Annotated in this window: 17 protein-coding genes; 13 read left to right on the top strand and 4 right to left on the bottom strand. The window is 42.3% G+C overall.

The window, feature by feature from the left end; translation table 11 throughout:
• Positions 1 to 468 precede the first annotated feature (468 nt).
• The 4 genes from ACMFL8_RS12405 to ACMFL8_RS12390 all read left to right on the top strand — a co-directional run bounded on the left by ACMFL8_RS12405 (position 469) and on the right by ACMFL8_RS12390 (position 3,486).
• Positions 469 to 1,026: a YecA family protein gene (locus ACMFL8_RS12405; protein ID WP_010201673.1), complete on the top strand. Its 558-nt coding sequence runs from the start codon at positions 469 to 471 to the stop codon at positions 1,024 to 1,026.
• A gap of 154 nt (positions 1,027 to 1,180) precedes the next feature.
• The gene (locus ACMFL8_RS12400) at positions 1,181 to 1,633 is read left to right on the top strand and encodes a YbjQ family protein (RefSeq protein WP_413191155.1); all 453 of its coding nucleotides are present in this window, start codon (positions 1,181 to 1,183) and stop codon (positions 1,631 to 1,633) included.
• 49 nt (positions 1,634 to 1,682) lie between these two features.
• On the top strand, positions 1,683 to 2,168 hold the full coding sequence (locus ACMFL8_RS12395; protein WP_413191154.1) for a YbjQ family protein: 486 nt from the start codon (positions 1,683 to 1,685) through the stop codon (positions 2,166 to 2,168).
• A 394-nt stretch (positions 2,169 to 2,562) separates the two neighbouring features.
• The gene (locus tag ACMFL8_RS12390; protein ID WP_189585690.1) at positions 2,563 to 3,486 is read left to right on the top strand and encodes a bile acid:sodium symporter family protein; all 924 of its coding nucleotides are present in this window, start codon (positions 2,563 to 2,565) and stop codon (positions 3,484 to 3,486) included.
• A 179-nt stretch (positions 3,487 to 3,665) separates the two neighbouring features.
• Here the strand turns inward: ACMFL8_RS12390 and ACMFL8_RS12385 are convergent, their stop codons facing one another.
• Positions 3,666 to 4,793, bottom strand: a complete 1,128-nt coding sequence (locus ACMFL8_RS12385; protein WP_413191153.1) for a formate/nitrite transporter family protein — start codon at positions 4,791 to 4,793, stop codon at positions 3,666 to 3,668.
• A gap of 356 nt (positions 4,794 to 5,149) precedes the next feature.
• On the opposite strand from ACMFL8_RS12385, the gene ACMFL8_RS12380 reads away from it, so the two are divergent.
• The 3 genes from ACMFL8_RS12380 (at position 5,150) to ACMFL8_RS12370 (ending at position 10,672) form a co-directional block, all read left to right on the top strand.
• A complete protein-coding gene (locus ACMFL8_RS12380; RefSeq protein ID WP_413191152.1) occupies positions 5,150 to 8,107 on the top strand; it encodes a valine--tRNA ligase in 2,958 nt (985 codons plus the stop codon).
• A gap of 294 nt (positions 8,108 to 8,401) precedes the next feature.
• Positions 8,402 to 10,363: an ATP-binding protein gene (locus tag ACMFL8_RS12375; RefSeq protein WP_413191151.1), complete on the top strand. Its 1,962-nt coding sequence runs from the start codon at positions 8,402 to 8,404 to the stop codon at positions 10,361 to 10,363.
• A 132-nt stretch (positions 10,364 to 10,495) separates the two neighbouring features.
• Positions 10,496 to 10,672, top strand: coding sequence for a hypothetical protein (locus ACMFL8_RS12370; RefSeq protein WP_413191150.1), 177 nt, complete (start codon positions 10,496 to 10,498; stop codon positions 10,670 to 10,672).
• Between the two features lie 255 nt (positions 10,673 to 10,927).
• Here the strand turns inward: ACMFL8_RS12370 and ACMFL8_RS12365 are convergent, their stop codons facing one another.
• Positions 10,928 to 12,058, bottom strand: a complete 1,131-nt coding sequence (locus tag ACMFL8_RS12365) for a sterol desaturase family protein (protein WP_413191149.1) — start codon at positions 12,056 to 12,058, stop codon at positions 10,928 to 10,930.
• A 299-nt stretch (positions 12,059 to 12,357) separates the two neighbouring features.
• On the opposite strand from ACMFL8_RS12365, the gene ACMFL8_RS12360 reads away from it, so the two are divergent.
• From ACMFL8_RS12360 to ACMFL8_RS12345, 4 genes are all read left to right on the top strand, one after another.
• Positions 12,358 to 14,175, top strand: coding sequence for a hypothetical protein (locus ACMFL8_RS12360; protein WP_413191148.1), 1,818 nt, complete (start codon positions 12,358 to 12,360; stop codon positions 14,173 to 14,175).
• 179 nt (positions 14,176 to 14,354) lie between these two features.
• Positions 14,355 to 14,696, top strand: coding sequence for a VWA domain-containing protein (locus tag ACMFL8_RS12355; protein WP_413191147.1), 342 nt, complete (start codon positions 14,355 to 14,357; stop codon positions 14,694 to 14,696).
• Positions 14,697 to 14,961: 265 nt separating this feature from the next.
• Positions 14,962 to 15,384 (top strand): YbaN family protein, encoded by a 423-nt coding sequence (locus ACMFL8_RS12350; RefSeq protein WP_201591952.1) that lies wholly within the window; start codon positions 14,962 to 14,964, stop codon positions 15,382 to 15,384.
• A gap of 244 nt (positions 15,385 to 15,628) precedes the next feature.
• Positions 15,629 to 15,838, top strand: a complete 210-nt coding sequence (locus ACMFL8_RS12345) for a cold-shock protein (protein WP_010201661.1) — start codon at positions 15,629 to 15,631, stop codon at positions 15,836 to 15,838.
• 293 nt (positions 15,839 to 16,131) lie between these two features.
• Here ACMFL8_RS12345 and ACMFL8_RS12340 read toward each other — a convergent pair whose 3' ends face one another.
• Positions 16,132 to 17,217: a YeiH family protein gene (locus ACMFL8_RS12340; protein WP_413191146.1), complete on the bottom strand. Its 1,086-nt coding sequence runs from the start codon at positions 17,215 to 17,217 to the stop codon at positions 16,132 to 16,134.
• A gap of 192 nt (positions 17,218 to 17,409) precedes the next feature.
• Here ACMFL8_RS12340 and ACMFL8_RS12335 point away from each other — a divergent pair, with 192 nt between their 5' ends.
• Positions 17,410 to 18,345 carry a LysR substrate-binding domain-containing protein gene (locus ACMFL8_RS12335; protein ID WP_413191145.1) on the top strand — a complete coding sequence of 312 codons (936 nt, stop codon included), beginning with the start codon at positions 17,410 to 17,412 and terminating at the stop codon, positions 18,343 to 18,345.
• 154 nt (positions 18,346 to 18,499) lie between these two features.
• On the opposite strand, the gene ACMFL8_RS12330 is transcribed toward ACMFL8_RS12335, so the two are convergent.
• The gene (locus tag ACMFL8_RS12330) at positions 18,500 to 18,961 is read right to left on the bottom strand and encodes a universal stress protein (RefSeq protein WP_010201658.1); all 462 of its coding nucleotides are present in this window, start codon (positions 18,959 to 18,961) and stop codon (positions 18,500 to 18,502) included.
• 434 nt (positions 18,962 to 19,395) lie between these two features.
• Between ACMFL8_RS12330 and ACMFL8_RS12325 the strand changes: the two genes are divergently transcribed.
• Entirely contained in the window at positions 19,396 to 22,473 is a 3,078-nt protein-coding gene (locus ACMFL8_RS12325; protein ID WP_413191144.1) for an insulinase family protein, read from the top strand.
• The last annotated feature ends 49 nt before the right edge of the window (positions 22,474 to 22,522 follow it).

Genomic DNA, 22,522 nt, shown 5'->3' with positions numbered 1-22,522 from the left:
TTAAAGTAGGCACAGTAAACCAAACTAAGCCAATGCCTTAGAGGTTGATTGTGACTGAATTGTGCTAAGCTGGGTGCACCATATTTTAGTTTTCAATGCTTGGTTTTGAACGCTTGATTTTAGTTTTTAATGATTGCTGTGCCACTTAGGGCGTGTCATCAGTTAGCACATTGATACATTTAGTGGTCTTAAAATGGTTGAATTTTGCCAAACGCCGTCAGAAATCTTGTCAATAGATTCATGTTTACGGCAATTTCTTTCTTGTTTGGCTACAATTTTCCTCATTTTAGGCCTCACAATCTAAATGATGACACGCCCTAGCTATATTCAATAAATTTATTTTATAAAGGTTGTTTGGTTTTAGGTGTGTCATCCAAGCAACTGCTATCCCCTTCTTATTCACCATCAGACATTTAATCGGTCGTTTGTGGTGACTGACGCAATCCATCTTTCAAGGATTATTACATCATGAGTAACCAACTAAGTTTTGATGAATTACTAGATTATTTGGACAATCAAGAGAGCCAGTTTGTGCTCGATAGTGTCGCCGCGCATGGTTTTCTGACAGCGACAGTCATCGGTCGTCCATTGCCTAATTGGATGGATGCGCTATTTGAAGGTCATGCTAGTGAGATTCCAGAAAATGTCATCGATGGCATTAAGCGCTGGCGCGACTCTATCATCGCTGAACTAAAAAATGAGACGCCTATCGAGCTACCGTTTGGTGAAGGTGCTGGCGACGAAGAAGTGGCTGTCGATTTTTCAGACGAGTCAGACATCGTTGCTTGGTCAATTGGTTTTGTCGATGCCATGTATGGCGATGAAGCCAGTGATTGGTTTGAAGATCAAGACACCGCAGAAGACGTGGCAGTACTGACTTTGCCTATGATTGTGCTTAGCGGCATCGATGATGAAGATCCAGAGCTATCTGAGATGCGTAAAGACGAAGACAAAATGGTACAGATGGCCAATAGCATCGAAGGCAATTTGACTGAGCTGTTTTTATTGTTTCATACCAATGACTAGTTTTTTATAGACAGTTTTTATAGGCAGTGTTGATTGCCATTAATAATGTGGTTTGTTCGCAGCAATGTGGTCTGCCATTATTCTTTATCAATGTTGATTAACGCTGACCATTTCTAGCTGAATGATTTTTATAAGTCACCGATAAGGTCGTACTATGACTGTGCAACTCTCAAATCTTGAGCACTTACCCAATTATCAAATCACCGAGCGTCTCGATGTGGTGTACGGCAGTACGGTACGCTCAAAGCATGTCGGTAAGGATTTGTTCGCCAGTCTAAAAAACATCGTTGGCGGCGAGCTGACTGCCTATACTGAGCTACTAGAAGAGTCGCGCCAAGAGGCGATAGATCGCATGATTGTAAAGGCCGAAGCACTCGGTGCTGATGCCGTCGTTGGTCTGCGATTTTCGACCTCTAGCATCGCGCAAGGTGCTTCTGAGCTGTTTGTCTATGGTACCGCGGTCAAAGCAGTACCTGTACAACAGCAGCCTGCACCACCACCACAGTACCCATCTGGTCACACTCCACCGATCCAAAATGCACCTACTCAAAATCCGCAAACGCCAACTCCAGCGGACGATTTACCACGTTTCAATCCTTTTGGTTAGTTAATTAAGTTTTAAAACACTAAAGCTTTTTTATGATAAGAGACGTGCCATGAATAATTCTATGACTCAATTCCTCATTAACTACGCGCCGCTTATTATATTATTCGTGGTGGGGTGGTTCTTTGGATCGCGTCATGAGCGCCAACACTTAGCACAGCTCAGTATTGCAGAGCAAACCTTGGGTCACATCGTGGTCTCAAGCGAGCGCTTTTATTATCCCAAGCTGGCAACCGATAGTAAAGGTGAGCTGGTGCTGGGCAGCGTGGTGATTGCCCAAGATTACTTTAAGATGATTATCGCTCGGGTACTGAGTTTATTTGGCAAAAACTTAACCACTTATGAGACTTTGCTGGATCGCGCACGGCGCGAGGCTATCGTTCGTATGCGCACACAGGCACAAGCCAAAGGCTACAATCATATCTATGGTTTACGTCTGGAAGTCACCAGTATCAATCAATTGGGTAGTATGGTCGAAGCCATTGCCTATGGCACAGCAGTGGTCGATATCGACACAGCAACTGACCACCACAAATAGCTCAGCTAACCCCTAATTATCTGTAAGTTTCTATAGCTCTTCGGACAGTCATCAATGCTTGTTTCTTCAATGCCATCGTAAGCATGCCATCCTAAAATTTATATTTACATCTATCAGCGTAAATACCTCAAACCTATATTCCATTACAAAAGCCCATTATTGACCGGGGAGTAACTGAATGATGTAAGTTATGAGCACGCGACAACGCTATACTTAATTTTATCGTTCGATATGCTGGTGTACGTGTATTAGCAGGATTGGCTTATACCGCTAGCGTGAAAAATATCGTTATAAATTCTACAGCAACCTAGCCATTAAGTGCTTTGATCAAGTGCATTAAGGACAAGCGCTGTGTGTCGACCTATAGACAGGTCTTATCTACATGGATGTAGTTATGGAAAATCTTGAAATAGTCACCTTAGTAAACTCAGTCGTTATTCCCCTTTGCCTATTTTTGATTATGATGGGCATGGGTATGACCCTCATTACCAACGACTTTAAACGTGTTTTGAAATACCCAAAAGCGGTCAGTATTGGCTTGCTCAATCAGCTTATCTTATTGCCGATTATTGGTTTTGCACTGGCAAATATTATGCCGTTGCGACCTGAGTATGCGGTAGGGGTCATGTTACTCGTGCTCTGTCCAGGTGGTACCACTTCCAACTTATTTACCTTCCTTGCCAAAGGCGATGTAGCGTTATCAGTCACTATGACGGCCATTGCTAGTGTCGTCACGGTATTTAGCATTCCTGTTGTCCTGAGCTTTTCACTGATTCACTTTATGGGTGCTGGGAGCGAGTTTCAACTGCCGATTATAAAGACAATGATTTCTTTATTCGTCATCACCATTCTGCCTATTAGTATTGGTATGCTGATCAAACGCTTTGCGCCAAGGGTTGCTGATAGCTCACAAGTCATAGTCTCTCGTTTTGGCGTGACGTTTTTGACATTCTTAGTGGTGTTTTTGAGTTATGTACAAAGAGATATCATCGTTGAGGCCCTTATCGCTACCGGACCAGTATCGTTGCTACTAAACCTGTCAACCATGGCGCTTGGTTACTATAGCAGTAAATGGTTGGGCTTAAACTTAGCACAACGGACGTCCATCACTATGGAAGTCGGCTTGCAAAACAGCACCTTATCTATATTTATGGCACTCACGCTATTGTCTAATTACGACATGTCGATGACACCAGCTATCTATACGTTAGTCATGTTCTTGACAGCGGGTATTTTGGTGCGCATATTTAGCGCAAAGTATAATAAGATGAAGAAGACGGAAATTGAGAAAGGTGTTTTGGCCGCCCGTATGCTCTAAAGGTATCATCAGGGTTGAGCACTTATTACCTATAAAATATAATTACTCATAAAATATTGCCAGCGCACACTCTTAAATAATGAGTTTGCGCTGGCATATGCTTGTGCGAATCAGAGGCTTTATGAGTTGATAGTGATTTAATAGTGATTTGATAGTGATTTGATAGTCATTTGATTACTCTAGCGATCTCGTCTATCCATCCTCGCTATTTGATTGTCTTTATTTTGCTGCTTAACTTTGGCGACATCAAATAAGAAAGTACGGTTTTTGAGAACTGCGACAAATACCACGCCACCGACGGTATTGCCCAATATTACCACCACCAAAAATATCAAGTAACGCCAAAATCCGACGGTGTTGCCATAGAGTAGGGCAGAAAACACCTCAATATTACCCACGATACTATGATGCAAACCCAAAAAGCCAATACTGCCTGTGATCAACGACACCAGCACGATACGGCTAAGGGTGTCGCGTGCCGAGGTGACAAGCCACGCAGCCACGCCCATCATCCAACCTGCCAGTACCGCGCTACCAAATATGACCCACCATTCAAATCCTAAAACATGCTCGGAATAGGCATCGATATCGCTGACGTCAAACAGATGCATATGCAAACCCAAACCGATCATCAACGCTGCAAATAGACAACCGCCAACGATATTACCAGCGATAACAATCCCCCAAAGCCGCATGAGTTTGTTTAATGGTTCGATACCATTGAGTACCGGTAGGCTCAGCAGAGACGTTTGCTCAGTGAACAATAGCGACTGACCAATGACGACGATAATAAAGCCAATCGGATAAAGTAATGATGCCAGCACCATGGCATATTGATTGGGCATTACATCGGTCAATAGGGCGAAGGCGGACAAAATCATAAACAGGCTAATACCAATCTCCAATCCTGCGGTAAAGGCACTGGTAAATAACGAGCCAAGCGAGCGATTAAAGGTTTCTTTGGCATCGATGACTTGTTCGACTAAGATGCTGGCATAACTTTTTGGCTCGCTTAAGTTGTCATCGCTGGCCACTTCTTTGATGGTTTCTTTATCTTCGTCACTGATCTCTTTTGGCAAGTCTTCATCTTTTATGGCGTCACCTTTGGGCAAACCTTCATTTTGGTTTGCGTCTTCAGAGCCATCTTGGCTTTCATTTTGAGCGCCATCCTGATTGGTTCCAGTAGCCACTTCTAACGCCTCGTTATTGTCCTTCTCATCGGCATTGTCACTACTCTGCGCCGCGTGAATACTAGCTGTCGAACTCGGATCATTATTTTTATTAGAATTGTCTTTAGTATTAGGCATGACAGTAAACTTATATAAGAGGAGCGGTGAGTGAAGGATATAAAAATAACGGTCAAACCAGTGTCAACGTCATAGCCGTCGCCATGTTGCTGCAATGCAAAAAAGCTTATTTTAATAAGTTACAGTAAGGCCATAACGACTGCAAGTATCGAAAAAGCATTCGATACTAACAAAATCTGCCCATATAAGATAAAATCATCCTACTAACTTTTTTGTTTGCTCGAATCACCTATTATTATCCAGCGTTAGCGCTATGCCTGAACCCAGCTTGCGTTGGTTAATTGTATGAATTCAGCGATAACCATACTTTTGCTTACTATTTATTTAATCCATTTACGTTTTAGTCTGAGAGCCTTATGAGTAACCCTAATAGCAAAAATAATTTAACCCAATCTATTCAAGCCGCCTTAAGCCAATTAGAGAATGCCTATAATCCTGCGGAAGTCGAAGCGGGTATGTATCAAGGCTGGGAAGACAGTGGCTATTTTCAGCCGACTTTTGACAAAGACGAGTCATTTTCTATCGCACTACCACCGCCGAACGTCACTGGCTCACTACATATGGGACATGGTTTTAACAACGCGATCATGGATGCGCTCACGCGTTATCACCGCATGGATGGGGACAATACGCTATGGCAGCCAGGTACGGATCATGCAGGTATCGCCACCCAGATGGTTGTTGAGCGTCGCTTAGAAGCACAAGGTATCAAACGCCGTGATATGACGCGTGAAGATTTCATCGATAAAGTATGGGAATGGAAAGAAGAGTCAGGCGGCAATATCACTAGCCAAATTCGCCGTTTGGGCAGCTCGGTGGACTGGTCGCGTGAGCGTTTTACCATGGATGATGGCCTGTCCAATGCGGTAAAAGAAGTGTTCGTTCGTCTATTCGACGATGGACTTATTTATCGTGGCAAGCGTTTGGTCAACTGGGATCCTAAGTTCCAAACGGCATTGTCTGATTTGGAAGTTGAAAATCATGACGAAAAAGGCAGCTTGTGGCATTTCCGCTATCATTTCACCGATAAAGATTTAACGACTCAAGATGGTAAAAACTATCTGGTCGTCGCCACCACACGTCCTGAGACGCTACTTGGTGATACGGCTGTTGCGGTCAATCCTAGCGATGAGCGTTACGCGCATTTGGTCGGCAAAACCATTACTCTGCCAATCACTGGTCGCATCGTGCCTATCGTCGCTGATGATTATGTCGAAAAAGACTTCGGTACGGGCTGTGTCAAAATTACTCCAGCGCATGATTTTAACGATTATGACTTGGGTCGTCGTCATGACTTGCCATTGATTAATATCCTTGATGAGCGCGCCAATATCTTAGCATCGATGGAAGTTTATCCTGACCTGCAGACACGTGAGCCAGAGTTAGAGACCACGCCTAGCGAGTATGCAGGACTTGAGCGTTTTGCCGCGCGTAAGTTCCTCGTAGAGCAAGCAGGTGAGCAGGGCTGGTTAGAAGATATCGAAGACTATGCACTTAAAGCCCCACGTGCTGAGCGTGGTGGTACGATCGTTGAGCCGTGGTTGACCGATCAGTGGTATGTCGCAGTTAAAGAGCTTGCTAAGCCTGCGATTGACGCGGTAGAAGACGGCAGCATCGAGTTCGTCCCTGCACAGTACAAAAACATGTATATGTCGTGGATGACCGATCTGCAAGACTGGTGTATCAGCCGTCAGCTCTGGTGGGGACATCGTATCCCTGCATGGTATGACGATGCGACGGGTGAAATCTATGTCGCCCGTGACGAAGCCGAAGTGCGTAGCAAGTACAATCTAAGCGATGATGTCGTGTTACGCCAAGATAATGACGTGCTCGATACGTGGTTCAGCTCTGGTCTATGGACGTTCAGTACGCTTGACTGGGCAGACGTCAACGCTGATCCACGCGTGATGGACACCTTTCACCCAACCAGCGTGCTCGTGACAGGTTTTGACATTATCTTCTTTTGGGTTGCCCGCATGATCATGATGACCATGCATTTCGTGAAAAACGAAGACGGCACGCCGCAAGTACCATTTAAGACTGTCTATGTGCACGGTCTGGTACGTGATGGCAATGGTCAAAAAATGTCAAAATCGAAAGGTAACGTCTTAGATCCGATTGACCTAATCGATGGTATTGATCTAGAAGCACTGGTAGAAAAACGTACCAGCAATATGATGAATCCAAAAGACGCGGCCAAGATTGAGAAGCAAACGCGTAAAGAGTTCCCTGAAGGCATCCCAGCCTTTGGTACGGATGCACTGCGCTTTACCTTTACATCCTTAGCCAGTACCGGTCGCGATATCAACTTTGATCTAAAGCGTGTCGAAGGCTATCGTAACTTCTGTAATAAAATCTGGAACGCCAGCCGTTTTGTACTCATGAACTGTGTCGATAGCGAAGGTGCTGCCAAGCCTATCGACCAAGCGGCAAATCCTGATGTATGGGAATTACCAGAAAAATGGATCATGAGTCGTCTGAACTCTACCATTGCCGATATCCATCAGCATTTTGCCCAGTATCGTCTCGATATGGTCAGCCAAGATATCTACGAGTTTATCTGGAATGAGTACTGTGATTGGTACGTTGAGCTGGCCAAAGCCAGTCTAAATGATGACTCAGTGTCTGACGAGCGCAAAGCGCAAATCCGCTATGTACTGCTGCACGTGCTAGAGACGGCGCTACGCTTTAGCCATCCAATCATGCCGTATCTGACCGAGCAAATCTGGCAGACGGTTGCACCGCTACTGGGTCGCAAAAACACTGACAGCATCGTAGTCGCTGACTATCCAAAAACGGATGACGCACAAATCAGTGAGCAGGTTGAGGCGGATATGGCGTGGCTACAAGAGCTCATCGCGAGCGTCCGTAACATCCGTGGTGAGATGAAACTGGGTAATGCCGTACGTCTGCCAGTGCTACTACAAAATATCTCTGCTGACGAAGATGCGCGTCTGTCACGTATCAAAAACCAGTTCAAAGCGCTTGCCAAAGTCGAGAGCTTAGAGATTATAAATAGTGGTGACGGCTCTGATCAAAAGATTCCGCTATCGTCATCAAGTATGGTCGGTCAGCTACGGGTACTCGTACCGATGAAAGGTCTAATCGATCCAACGGCTGAGCTGGCTCGTTTGGGTAAGTCATATGATAAGTTGAAAGGTCAAGCCGAAGGTATCGCGCGTAAGCTAGGTAATGAAGGCTTTGTGAGTAAAGCACCTGCGGAAGTGGTCGATGCTGAGAAAGCGAAATTGGCTGAGCTAGAAGGGCAGTTGACCGCGATGACAGCGCAGATGGAGCAGTTAAAGGCGTTGTAAATAAAGCGTAAGTATCTATAGTAATAAAAAACGCTGTCACAATTGTGATGGCGTTTTTATTGTCTACTGGTTAGTATTCTAACTAATATACGTTTTTCCATATGACTAGATATTTGTATGCTACTATTTGTATGAATTTTCAGACTTGGTTGGTTTCTATGAATACTACTAACCAAGTTTAGTGAGTTTAAGAGATTTTGTAGTCTCTTAACCAAGTATTTTCTATCATATAAACTATCGAATTCTGAATTTGCTTGTATGTTTAGAAGTATTCAATGCTTTCTAGGATGTATTATGACAACCAAAACTCTTAAAAACTCAGTAAAAGTAACCACACATTCTATAAAAAAGAAGTTTAAAAACTTTAAATCTATAGAGTCTATATATGAATTAATGTGGAATGGGTTTGATGCAGGAGCAACTAGAGTTGAGTTATCTATTAGAAGAAATGAACTAAAGGGCATAGAGGAAATTTTAATTTTTGACAATGGTAGCGGTATTGATTTTTCTAGTCAGACGTGTGGTTTTAACAAGTATGATGACTCTGAAAAGAAAAACTCTATACAGACTCATGGTAAAGATGGTGTAGGTAGGTTTAGCTTCCATAGATTATGTAATAAAGCTGAGTGGCATACCAAAATTGATAAAACAGTATATAAAACCACTATTGATAGCACAAAGCTTGAAGAATTTACTACTGTTGAACTTGAATCTAGTGAAATAGAATTACTTCAAAAGTTGGTCTCTGGAACAGTAGTAAGGCTACTAGGTTTCAATGGGAAAGAAAATCTACCTTTAGATGATGATATTGTCAGGTTTTTATCTATAGAATTTGGCTGGTATCTAGCTATCAAAGAGAGTGTAGAGATAATTTTTAATGATAGAAAAATTAAAACACCAGAAGCAGATTTTTTCAAATATACATTTGAATTAGAAGGTTTATCTTTCGATACACATTTTTACCGTTGGCATAAGAAGCCATCTTCTGAAAAATCTTATGATTATTATATCAATAGTAAAAGTGATGTTAAATCAAGAGAGCTTAGTGGTTTTAATATGCGGCCTAACTTCTTTCTAAGTACAGTAATAAAATCAAAAGTTTTTGATGATAGTGATTTAGATTTAATGCCAATGAACTCTGAATTGTTCGACTGGAATCAGTTGAAATCTGAAGTATTAGTTAAACAAGAAGAAATGTATATAAGTTTTTTGCAGAATCAAGCCAATAAAATTGTAGAAAATTATGATGAAAAAGGCTTCTTTTTAGAGTCTAAAGGTATAGATAGAGATTATAATATTTGGCGTAATAAAAATATAAAGACTATTGTTAAAGAGTTATATATAAGTGATCCATCATTATTTAATAACTTAAAAGATAAGCCAGCAAAAATCCTCATAAGATTATTAGATAAGGTAATAGTTTCTAGTGAAAATGACTCTTTAATGAACGTATTAGAAGGTGTTTTAGATTTAGAACAAGGTGGACTTGATAGATTATCTAAGATTATTACGGACTCTAGTTTGGAAAATATCATAAGCACAATCGAAGAGGTGACTAAAAGATTAAGTGTATTAAAGATGTTTAGAGAAGTTATGGAATATAAATACCATAAGGTATTAGAAACGCCAGATTTACAAAAAGTGATTGAAAAAAATAGCTGGCTCTTTGGTGAACAATATTCACTCATCGGTGCTGAAGAAGACGATTTTTATAAGCTAGCCAAGGAGCTTAGGAATAAAGTAAAAGATATTGATGAAGTGGAGATTGACGAGCTTGAAGAAGGAGTTTGTATCGAGGGCGCTAGAAGGCAGGTGGATTTATTCCTAGCTAGCAAACGTATGAGTTATGATGAGAGCAACAATAAGATATTTAAATGTTTGATAATCGAAATTAAAAGACCTGGTGTATCATTAAATAAAAAACATCTTAGACAGTTAGAAGATTATGCTGAAATAATTAGTAAGCACCCTTCCTTTGGTACTAGCAATAAAATGAGGTTTGAATTAGTTTTGATAGGTAGAAATATATCGAAAAATGATACCGCCATAAGAAGTAAGCTTGATTCATCTAAGATTCATCAAGAACCAGGGTTAGTTAATAAAGATGATAAAATAAAAACATACATAAGAGACTGGTTTTCAATATTAGATGAGCATGAGCTGTCACAAAACTATCTTTTGGAAAAACTAAAACCTCGATTACCAGATTTTACAGACGTAGAGCCGATAAATTTAATAGGTAGACTACAGAATTGAATACATATTAGTTTAACTTTGCTCTTATTTAGAACATTAAAAAACCGCCACAGCAAATGCTGTAGCGGTTTTTTAATGTCAGTAATTAGTCTATTATCTTTAAAAGAATAAAACTCTCATGTAAGGAACACCATGAACCATCTCACCGTCGGACAACGCGCGCCTTTAAGTAATCTTACTATTGACTATACCGCATCAATCACGCTTAAGTTCACCCGCCAAAGTCCAATAGAGATGGACATCAGCTGCTTTGCCTTAGACGCAGCGGGCAAACTGATCAACGATGATTACATGAGCTTTTATAATTGATTATCATAATCAAACCGTTGGGTGTCGCAAGCTCCACACCAACCTACGATATGCAACTCACCCTTAGTATCTGAAATTCAGTTTTTAGCTTGCATAGGGCAAAAGAGCCGTTACCGCATTAAGCTGTAGCGGTTTTTTTATTTTTGAGACAGCAATGAGTCAATAGAATTGATTGCAACAACTACTCGGTAGCTGACGTGGTATTCGTAAGAAACTTATAGCATCTGTAGCAGACAAGAGCCTAAATGATCAGCATCAATTCTTTTTGCGTTGCTTATTTTGCAGCGGATATACCAACTGCGCCACAAAACCCTCGGGTATTTTTGTATTGGCTGTCGTACCATATTTTTTGGGTAAATGGTCTGGCAGATGAGCGGTTTTAAATATCACATCATAAATGGGTAAAAAGGCGGCAAAGTTTTTGTCCCATGCCTCTTTTTCTGATGAATGATGCCAATGATGAAACTCTGGCGTTGCAAGCAGCCAGCGAAAATACGGAAAACGGAAACGTACATTGGCATGAATAAAAATGGCGTGAAAAGAGATAAACACCAAATAAGCATAAGTTGCTGCCGGAGAGAAGCCCATAAACAATAATGGAATATAACCGACAAAACGATTCACAATCAGCTCAAACACATGCACCCGACTTGCCGCCAGCCAGTCCATGTGATGCGAAGAATGATGCACGGCGTGTATGCGCCACAGAGACGGGACTTTGTGCATACTGCGATGAATCCAGTAACTAAAAAAGTCCACTATGATCAAAATCTCTATAAATTGCAGCACTAAAGGCTGACCACTGACCATCTGATGCCATGTAGGATTGAGCCATTGGTTAAATAAAATCTGCGCAGGAATGATGGTAAAAAAGCTCAATAGCTGTATACCTAAATGGCTAAACATAAAGTATTTAATGTCGGTTACCCAGCCAGATCGCAACAGTTTTTGTTCTTTATATTTGGCATAAAACCGCTCCATAGGAATGAACACCAGCGCGGAAATTACCAGCGTTAAAATAAAATAGTCCAAGCCTGCATACATACTACGGTCATAGTAATTGGGCTCGATCTGTCCTGATGCGAGCAGCGCTGCAAAAGCATTGAGTAACATACCCGCCATTCCCCAGCGCTTAGACGGATTGCGTAGTAGGCTAATAACACCTGACACAAAGCCAATAACCACACTGGCAAACAACATACCTCGTAAAATATTGGCATTATATAAGGGTCTAAAATCTGGTGTGGTGAGCAGATTGGGGAATAAAAAACACAGAGCCGCAAGCGTAGCAAGTATGCCCAAAGACACCGCAATAAAGGCGGACACTTGTCCTGAGCCTTTTTTTATTTCACGGTCTTCAAAGTGCTTTCGGAGTAATTTGCTCATAGATTTAATTTGCTAGTGCCATTTGAATCTAATTTAGCATTGTTTAGCACAAATGAATATGTTGATTACTCAACATTTTTAGACAAATACTGTGGATTTTCATAATTGAGGTAGATATAGTTGATTCACAACTCACCCTTAGCACATAAAACAAAAGCATCTAAAAACAAAAGCTTTTAAAAGGAAGTTCTTAGCTTGCCTAGGGCGAGAAAACCGTTACCGCTTTATTGTGCTAGCAAAAGTCCTGCTGATAAGCGTAATTTTATTCTTCTTAAAATCATACTGCTGGATAGCGATTTATGACTGATTTGACACCCCACTCTATAGGCAATCATGCAACCGTTCTGGCTTCTCTACCATTGAGCATTTTACTGGCATTAGCTATCAGTGGCTGCTCTTCGGAGTCATCTGTTGATGATAACAGGGACTCGGTAGATACAGAATCAAGCATACAAGCCGCGACCAATAATACGAGTAGTCACAAGCCAAACTCTGCTTTAAAGCAAATTACAGCGCTTCCCTTTACTAAAAAGAGGTCACAAAACGGTCAACAAAGGCCGTTATCAGCGTTTCCAGTAGAGACGAATAACAAACAGCTCCAAGAGCTGCTATCGCGTGATTATATGAAGCGGGCAGGATTTTATCAGCTCCCTGATAAAGAGGATATGCAAGTCTTTGTCATATTTCATGCTTATGAAAGTGAGTCTCTTGAGCTTGAAGATACCTCTGGCTTAACCATTGACCAACTTGAAGACCAAGACAGCTATCTTGTGACTATTAAAAAAGCGCTTACGCCAAATGCCAATGACACGGTTCATATATTTGAGCTGGCTCAGAATAACTTTGTAATAGCAAAAGACTATCAACAGATCATTAACACTTATTATGATTTTAACCGCCAACCCATTCATTATCAGTTAACTGATGATGGCTCAGTGCGAGCAGATCGAAGTATCACCAATGTCACTACACTGCCTTTTAGCAGTTATAATGTTGATGACGCCGTTCAACTCGATACCAATTTGGTCACTAGCGAGTTTATAATGGACGATCAAGTACTTGCCAAGCAAGTGACTAATAAGCTTAAGCCTGTGCTGGGCGGCGCCTCTGACCAAGGGTTTTTTAAATTGCCCAGCATTGGTGATATTGAAGTATTTTTGGCATACGGATTATTCGAGGATAGCGGCGCGGACTATATTACTGACGATAATCCTGATGGCATGTTTGTAGACCATGAATATTACCTCATTACTGTTAAAGACGACGATATCGCCATTGCTCTTTTAGGTAGCACATTCACTATTGAAGAGGATTACCAAGAAATATCAGTAGTTGATAAGTATTTTCAAATCACGGTTACAGGAAAGATTATTCCTGTTAATGAACGTCTCAAACAAACCCCACCTAAGGCTAAGATCACCCAAGCAAACTATAAGCAGTTTTTCCCCAGTCCTTTATTTACCAGTTTTCATTTCGATGTCAATAATGATGGTAAGCGCGACTTACTAGTGGCTAAAGATAAATCTACAGACAATGGTTATCAAGGTGATGAGTTGTATGTGTATTTAGCAAAAGGTAAATATTATGAGTTAGATTTGGCTTCGATTACCTTTGCTGATAATCCTTCTACCCTTTTTTCTTCGATCACTCCTAGAGAAAATAATAAGGGCTTTACTGTAAGTACGTACTGGGCAAATAGTGAAAAAGACTACATCAAAGACTATCTGTTTGAACAGGTTGGCGCTGAATGGTGGGTGACCCATGGCGTTCTAAAAAGTACAGTAGCTACGGGCGCGGCATATTATTGTCAAAGTAAAACGCAATATAATGCCACGACGGATTTTGCTCGATTTGATTTAGATAAAGAAGTCGACGATGACTACAAATTGAAAAGTTGTCCCATACCGCCTACCCGCTATAAGGTAATCAGTGATAAAGCAGAAATTCTAGATAAGGATTTTATGCTCAATAAACCAAAAAGCTATTTTATAAAAGGCGATATCATCCAACAACCCGACATTTTTTACGGACAAAATCAAGATTGGGTTAAAGTAAGCTATAAAGGTGGCTTAAAATCAGGGTGGGTGCGTAAGCGTGATTTGATAGGTATGGAATAGAATATCTAATGGTTTAGATATTAAGACTGCTGATAAATAGGGCGTGTTTGATCTTTCACAAATAGGCACTGCTAATTGTTGCTAGCTTATCAAAGCGGATTCCAGACTAGGCGCAAATCGAAGATAACGCAGGTGTCTTAGATAGATTTGCAACATACAGCTTATATAAAGCTGGAGTGATGGAAGCGGTCACCCAGTTTTATAAAAACGATGGACTTAACATACCCGTTTATATTTTGTTTATTAGTGATGGCGGCGTACGCTACACTCGTGGCATTAGTAAGATTATGACTAAAGCCGCGAAGCTGCCGATATTTTGGCAGTTCGTGGGCTTGGGTGGTCGTGGTTATGGCATCCTAAAAAAACTCGACGACATGGCAGGGCGCGCGATTGATAATTGCGACTTTTTTGAATTAGACGGTTTGGATGATATCAGTGAAGAAGCCTTGTATGAAAACATGTTAGAAGAGTTTCCAATGTGGCTAAAAGAAGCCAAGCAACTTGGTATCGTCACGAAATAAATCAATCAGACACTTGTCACTAAAACTAAAAAACCGCTCATAGTTTATACTGTGAGCGGGTTTTTTTGCTAAAAATTCAGTCAAAAGTTGTGAACTCACTTACCCAACCACTAACCAAACATACTTATTGATAGCAAAAACCTCGTAAAAATAGCCTTGTACCGTTTTGAGCAATATCGCATGCTTAGCTACCTATATAGGTAGCTATTTTATAAATCAGTAGCTACTTACCCCAACTGATGCATCGTTGAATGACACTACTTATATGACCAATCATAAAAAAACATTTTACTATAGACCTAATACCAATCAATCGAGAAGCCCCGCAGTGCGTTGGACGTTTGTCATACTGGGTTGGGTATTTTTTATATTGGGTATTATAGGAGTGCTGTTACCCGTGATGCCAACTGCGCCTTTTATACTACTGGCAGCAGGGTGCTGGGCACGCAGCTCACGACGCTTCCATTTTTGGCTGATCAATCACAAATACTTTGGGAAATTTGTCCGTGATTGGGAAAATAATCATGCCGTACCCCTCTATGCCAAGTGGTTAGCCACGATAATGATGACTATATCGACGGCAATGTTATTTTATCGCTTGCCAGCCGATACGATGTGGGTGGCATGGGCGGTAGCCACTGTTTGTAGTGGGGTTGCGGTGTATTTGTTCCGCTTGCCAAATGCCTAAAATCGTTGCAATTTGAACTAAAAATGACTAATAAAACGGCTTTGTTACACGAAATGTCAGATAAGACTTGCGATACTAGGATGTACCCCTTATAATACGCCCAAGCTTAAGAGCAGTTCTGCACCAAATCATTACCTCGTAGTATTAGTTATAATCCTTCGTTTTAATATTTATCGTTCAGTAGCTATTTGCAAGCGTTACCGGTCACTAGGCCATTAATAAATTAAAAAGTAGGATTATCAATATGTCAGATACTCAAAAAGGTACAGTTAAGTGGTTCAACGAAGCTAAAGGCTTTGGTTTTATCGCTCCAGAAACTGGCGCAGACGTTTTTGCTCATTACAGCGAAATCACTGGTTCAGGCTTCAAAACTTTAGCTGAAGGCCAAGAAGTTGAGTTCACTGTAACTCAAGGTCAAAAAGGCCCACAAGCCCATAACATCGTTGCTATCTAATCTGTCTTTATAGACACTTAGAGCAAGATGAAAAAAAAGCGAACCTTCGGGTTCGTTTTTTTTCGTCTGTCATTTAGTATTAGATAAAACAATATAGTCAGTGAAAAGTAATATCGAACCATCACGCACTGCTGATATCAATTTTTCTTGCTTGCTGTGCCTGTGCAGACAGAGGCTACAAAAAATTGATATCGGCAGTATCGTAGCGTTTTTAGGGTATTTTGACTATATATTAAAAAGGCCTTCAACTATAAATAGTTGAAGGCCTTTTTTTAAAGAGTGTGGTGAATCTATTAGATAGAGCTAATACCAATATTAATCAGACCGCCACCAATGATTAACCAAGCAAACATAATAGCACCCAAGATCAGTGGCTTCACGCCAGCTTGCTTAATCGCGCTCAGATGAGTCGTCAAACCCAGTGCAAACATCGCCATCGTTAGCAAAACATCATCAAACATGACCATACTTTGCTCAAAGCTGTCAGACATCGGTATCCATGTGTGCAGTATGACGATAAGAATAAAAATAAAGGCAAACCATGGCACATTGACTTGTTTAACACGGTCTACAAATGATATTTTTTCGCCATGACCATCATTATCACCCTTGGTCAAAGCAAAGGATAAAATCAGTAGAAAAGGGGCGAGCATCATGACGCGTATCATTTTAGTCACGACGGCTGTATTGCCAACTTCAGGATTGATCGCGTTACCTGCGACCACGACTTGCGCGACTTCGTGTATGGTCGAGCCAGTATAGATGCCATATTGCTGAGCATTTAACCAAGGCTGCAACCAACCAAGATGATATAGGAATGGATAGAGTAGCATCGCAATAGTGCCAAAGACGACGACGGTTGCCACAGCGATAGTAACTTTATGCGCTTCTCCTTTTACCACTGGCTCTGCGGCAATCACTGCGGCTGCCCCGCAAATACTAGCGCCTGAGCCAATCAATATAGTCGTTTTTTTATCGACTTTTAGCCATCTCGTACCCAGCCAATAGGTCAATAAAAAAGTCGATGTCAGTACCAGTGCATCCGTCATAATCGCTGGCATACCCACGCTAGCAACTTGGGTCATCGTTAGCTTAAACCCATAAAACATAATCGCTAAACGCAAGATTTGACCTTTGGCAAAGCATACACCAGCATTTAGCTGCTCGGCGAAATTAGGGTATACCGTATTGCCTAAGACCATACCGAGCAAAATTGCCAATGTTAAAGAGGACAGTCCGACGATGCGCCCGTTCGACCAAGTGTCTAGACCAGTATTGAGCCATAAACAAAATAAGCTACCGACCAGCACCACGACCAATCCTGCTAAGTGCCGACTGTTTGGAAAGTAACGATTCACTGAGTGGGCAAAAGCATGCATGATAGACCTATCCTATTATTGCTAATCGACATAAGCATAAACTTATGAATAGACAGTATAAGATAAGCTGATTTATAATAAAAACAGATTAATAAGATACAAACTATCGAAAATTTGGGTTAATAGGATTGTATTGACCGTTTGATATTAAAAGATTAGTCCTAAAAGACGGGCATAAGGTGTCATTAATTAATGAAAAAAGCGATGCAGACGCTACCGAAGATTACGCTAAAACAATTGGCGGTATTTGTGAGTATTTATCAGACAGGCAGCACCAGCCGTGCCAGTGAAGCGCTGCATTTATCACAGTCAGCAGTCAGTAGCGCGCTGACTGAGCTCGAATCCAGATTGCAAATGCCGTTGTTTGAGCGCGTTGGGCGTCGGCTCAATCAGCATTCCAATGCCCATCCTATTTATGTGCAAGCGCAAGCAATTTTGGGGCAGTCACTGACGCTTGAACATTATCACAAGCATCAAGCAGGACAGATTCATATTGGCGCGAGTACGACCATAGGCAACTATGTATTGCCACCGCTGTTGGCTGAGTTATATAAAGCCTTGCCAGATGCAAATGTGAACACTTATATCGCCAATACCCAAGAGGTAGTCGCGGAGGTCGAGCAGTTAAATATAGATATTGCGCTAGTAGAAGGGATGCCGCGACCTGCGGATACTAAAGTCATTGAGCAGCATGCATGGCGAACGGACACCTTGATAGTCTTTGCCAAACGCGATAGCAAATGGCTGACAGATATGGCAGCATATAACGATGTGGATAATTGCTACGAGCTTAGTATTGAACAACTGGCACGATTACCATTATTGGTGCGAGAAGCAGGTTCGGGTACTCGGCAAATTATCGACGAGCAATTATTACAGCATATGCCCGATGCCGAAGTTATCATGGCCATTCAGCAATCGGAGGCGATCAAGCATATGGTCAGTGCCGATATTGGGCTGGGTTGTCTATCACAGCACGTGATTGAGGCAGAATTGGCCAGCGGTAAGTTAGTACAAGTAAAAGTGGCAGGCATTGATTTGTCGCGAACTTGGTGGCTAGTGTGGCATAAAGCCCGCCATCAAAGCCCAATTTGGCAAAGCTTTATTGATATTTTGACATCAGAATGATAGTTAGAGACAGATAATAAAAAACGTCCCATAGCCATGACTATAGGACGTTTTATAAAATGTTATGTTCAGCTTGTAATATAAGCGGCTCAAGTCAACTCATCAAAGCTAAGCCACCTTTACACTTAAGCATTGTTTATTGAAAGGTGAGCGCTTATTTATTAACTGGCTTATCCAGTCTCACGACTAAGCTATCGCAGGGGACATTTGGCAAAATATTATCTGCTGTTGCCCCACTAAGCCATGCCACGATACCATGGCGCTCATGACGACCGATAACCAGTAAATCAACGTCATGCTTATGACAATAATTGACGATACCTTCGCTACTAGAGATGGCGGTGGTCACCTCGGCATTGACGGCGGTTAAGCCGTTACGCTCTAAAAATTGTGCTAGCTTGGCTCGTGCTTCTTGGCAACGCTCATCGTCAATCTGATCATATAAGCTAGAGGCGGGCACCAGCTCATAGCCAAAACCAACCATCGTATCTTTGACAATATGCAGTACAGACAGCTTAGAACCCGGACGGTTATCGACGATTTGTTTGGCTTTTTGCGCCACTGTGTCAGCATCAGATAACAAATCGGTAACCAGTAAAATATGTTGGTAACTCATGAGGTGCTCCTCGTAGCAAGTAGTCTTAACTATAGCACTACTAATGACTGCTGTTAAGTAATGTCGGCATACTTTTAAACCACTAAGGTATTGCCCTTCCTGGTTGTACTGTAGCTGAACTCAAATAATTTCGATACAAGGAAACCGAGCGCAAGTTATACATTAGTATGCTTAGCGAGGATGACGATGTAGCGGATTTATATGGATTTGACTATATCAGCGCTGCTCTTTCTTAGGATAATGCCTTGACTTCTCTGTTTGCTAGCCCCATCTATTAGCGCTAGACCCATTTTTTCATTGCTATAGCTTACCCACCATACAACCGATAAAATTTTGAGCGTTAAATTTTAATGATCATTTTATCACGCACATTGTTACCATTCTATTTACCCTGAACTACAGGGCATTATCTACATAATGAGCTAAGGACAACTATGACTGACACCGCATTTACCGCTGACCTAACATTGCACTCCGCATTTGAGTTGATTGAACATCGCCATATTGAGGCGCTATCGATGGATGTGCTGATCAGTCAGCACGTCAAGACTGGTGCGATGCATTATCACTTAGCACATCCGAGTGATGAAAATGCATTTTTGGTAGGCTTTCGCACTCAGCCAATGGACTCAAAAGGCGAAGCGCACATCTTAGAGCATGTGGCTTTATGTGGTTCTGAGAAATTCCCTGTGCGTGATCCGTTCTTTTCGATGATTAAGCGCTCGCTCAATACCTTTATGAATGCGATGACCGCTGCTGATTGGACGGCTTATCCGTACGCCACACAAAACAAAAATGACTATTTCAACTTGCTTGCCGTTTATCTTGATGCATCATTTTTCCCGAATATTCATCCGCTTGATTTTGCTCAAGAAGGTATTCGTGTTGAGTTAGATGAAAATGACAAGCCGCAATTTAAGGGCATTGTTTTTAATGAAATGAAAGGCGCTATGAGCGGCGAGATTGATCAGCTGTATCATGCCGTTGCCCATCATCTCTTCCCAACGACGACGTACCATTACAATTCCGGCGGCGAGCCTGCTGATATTCCGGACTTGACCCATCATGAGCTGGTCGAATTTCATCAAAGCCATTATCATCCATCAAACAGTGTGATTATGAGTTTTGGTAATATTCCTGTCGCTGAGACGCAGGCGAAAATCCATGAAGATGCCTTGATTCAGTTTCAGGCGGGCAAGAAGCATGTATCGCGTCCAGAGCAGCGTCTGTCTGCACCCATTAGCGCCACCGACACTTATACCGCTGACGAAGCTGGCCCTGACCAAACCCATCATGTTGTGGCGTGGTTATTGCCATCGATTACCGACCCCAAGCAGCGCCTTGCTTTGCGTCTACTAGAAGGCGTGTTGATTGAACATGCTGGCTCGCCGTTGCGTGCTTATCTGGACAGCCATCCACTCGGCAAAGCACCAAGTCCGCTATTGGGGCTTGATGACAGCCATTACGAAATGGTCTTTTATACGGGTCTGCGCGGTTCAAATCCAGAGCATGCCGAAGCGGTAGAGCAAGGCATCATAGATTTGCTGACCGAAGTTGCAAGCTCACCAGTCGATGACGAAACGATTGAAACCATCCTGCATCAGATTGAGATAGATCAGCGTCATATCGGCGGTGACAGCATTCCTTATGGTTTGAATCTCATGCTAGAAGGCTTTAGTACCGCCATTCATGATGGCAATCCAATCGATGTGTGGGAAGTGGACGAGCATCTACAATGGCTGCGTGAGCAAGTAAAAGACGAGCAATGGTTGCCCAACTTAATCAAAATACATCTACTGGATAACAATCACCGCGTGCGCGTGACCCTAACACCAGACAGCGAAAAAACTGCTCGTTTAGCGGCAGCTGAGCAAACGCGTCTCGACACTATCGCTATGGATTTGACTGCTGATGATAAAGCCATCTTGCACAAGCAAGCATTGGATTTGGCAGCGCGTCAAGCAGCACCAGATGATTTGAGCTTATTGCCAAAAGTTGGCTTGGATGACGTACCGACGGATATCAGCTTTAAGCAAGGCAAGCAAAAACAAGTAAATTTGAGCGGGCAAGACAGCACCTTATTTGAATATGAAGCAGGCACCAATGGCTTGTATTATTATCAAGTAATTGTGCCGTTGACCGATGCGATTGGTAATGCAGGTACAAGCGAGTTACCCGTCAATGAAGTCATTAATCATCCGCTACTTCCTATTTATTTAAGCTTACTGTCTGAGCTGGGTACCGACTCGCTAAGCGCCCATGAAATGCAAGCCAAGCAAGCGGCGCATTCGTCAGGTGTGACAGCGCGTATCAGCCAACGTACCAATATCGATGACAGCCAGTCTATCAGCAGTTATTTTGTGGTGGCAACGCGCGCGCTTAATCGTAAGCCTGAGGCGATTGATTTGCTCAAAGAAGTGATGGAGCACAGCGTCTTTACGGAGCATGACCGTATCAAAGAGATTTTGCAGCAGCGTCAAGCAGGCTGGCAATCAAACCTTGCCGGTTCAGGGCATGCTTATGCCATGCAAACGGCCAGTCGTGGTATGAGTCGTCAAGCGCAGTTAGAGTATGTACGCAGTGGTCTGCCAGCATTGAACGCGTTAAAGGACTTTTTAACCCATGCCAGTAATGATGATGCGCAGTGGGATAAATTAGCCACTAGCTTGATGGATTTACATCAACGTTTCATCAGCCTCCCTAAGCATGCCGTCATCATCTGTGAAGCCGAGCAAACTGAACGCTTAAGCAGTTTGATTGTCGATAGCTGGAAAGACAGCCAAGCGCCACGTATTGCCGCGCAGCTAAGCAACTCTGATGCTAGTATTGAAGACAATATCCCGAGCGAATTTGCTGAGTTGCAACTTGATGCGGCACTAAATGGTGAGAAAGATGTTGTCAAATCGTTAGAAAGTGGTGTCGCACTCGATGTTGAGGACTTGGCATGGTTAGTGCCGACCAACGTCTATCACAATGCCAGTGCCTATACGGTTCCAGCGGCTGATCATCCGGACACAGTAGCCTTGATGGTATTAGCGCCTTACTTGCGCAATGGCTATTTGCATAGCGCCATCCGTGAGCGCGGCGGTGCTTATGGTGGCGGTGCGGGCTACGATGCCAATGCTTGCGCCTTTAAGTTCTTTAGCTACCGTGATCCGCAGTGTGCTGAGACTTTTGCTCACTTTGATGCCAGTATCGAATGGTTATTAAATGAGCCACAAACCGATGAGCAATTGGAAGAAGCCATCTTGGGTATTATCTCCGGTATGGACAAACCGGGATCTCCAGCAGGCGAAGCGATCAAAGCATGTTTTTCTGACCTGCATCATCGCGGTGCTGACTGGCAGCGTAAAATGCGTGCGTCAATTTTAGCCGTGACTATTGATGATTTGCAGCGCGTTGCCAAGCAATATTTGCAAGGGCAAAAACATGTGCGTGCAGTCTTAGCGCCTTATGACAAAGAAGAAAAGGTAAAAGATCTTGGTTTTGAAGTTTGTAAAATAAAAAGCTAAGGTGGTCAGACTTACCATGAAGCACAAAAAAGCCAAGCATCACGCTTGG

It is taken from the genome of Psychrobacter sp. AT9 (assembly GCF_047272965.1).
GTDB lineage: Bacteria > Pseudomonadota > Gammaproteobacteria > Pseudomonadales > Moraxellaceae > Psychrobacter > Psychrobacter glaciei.
Note: the sequence above shows the minus strand (reverse complement) of the source record. Positions and strands in the feature narration are given on the sequence as shown.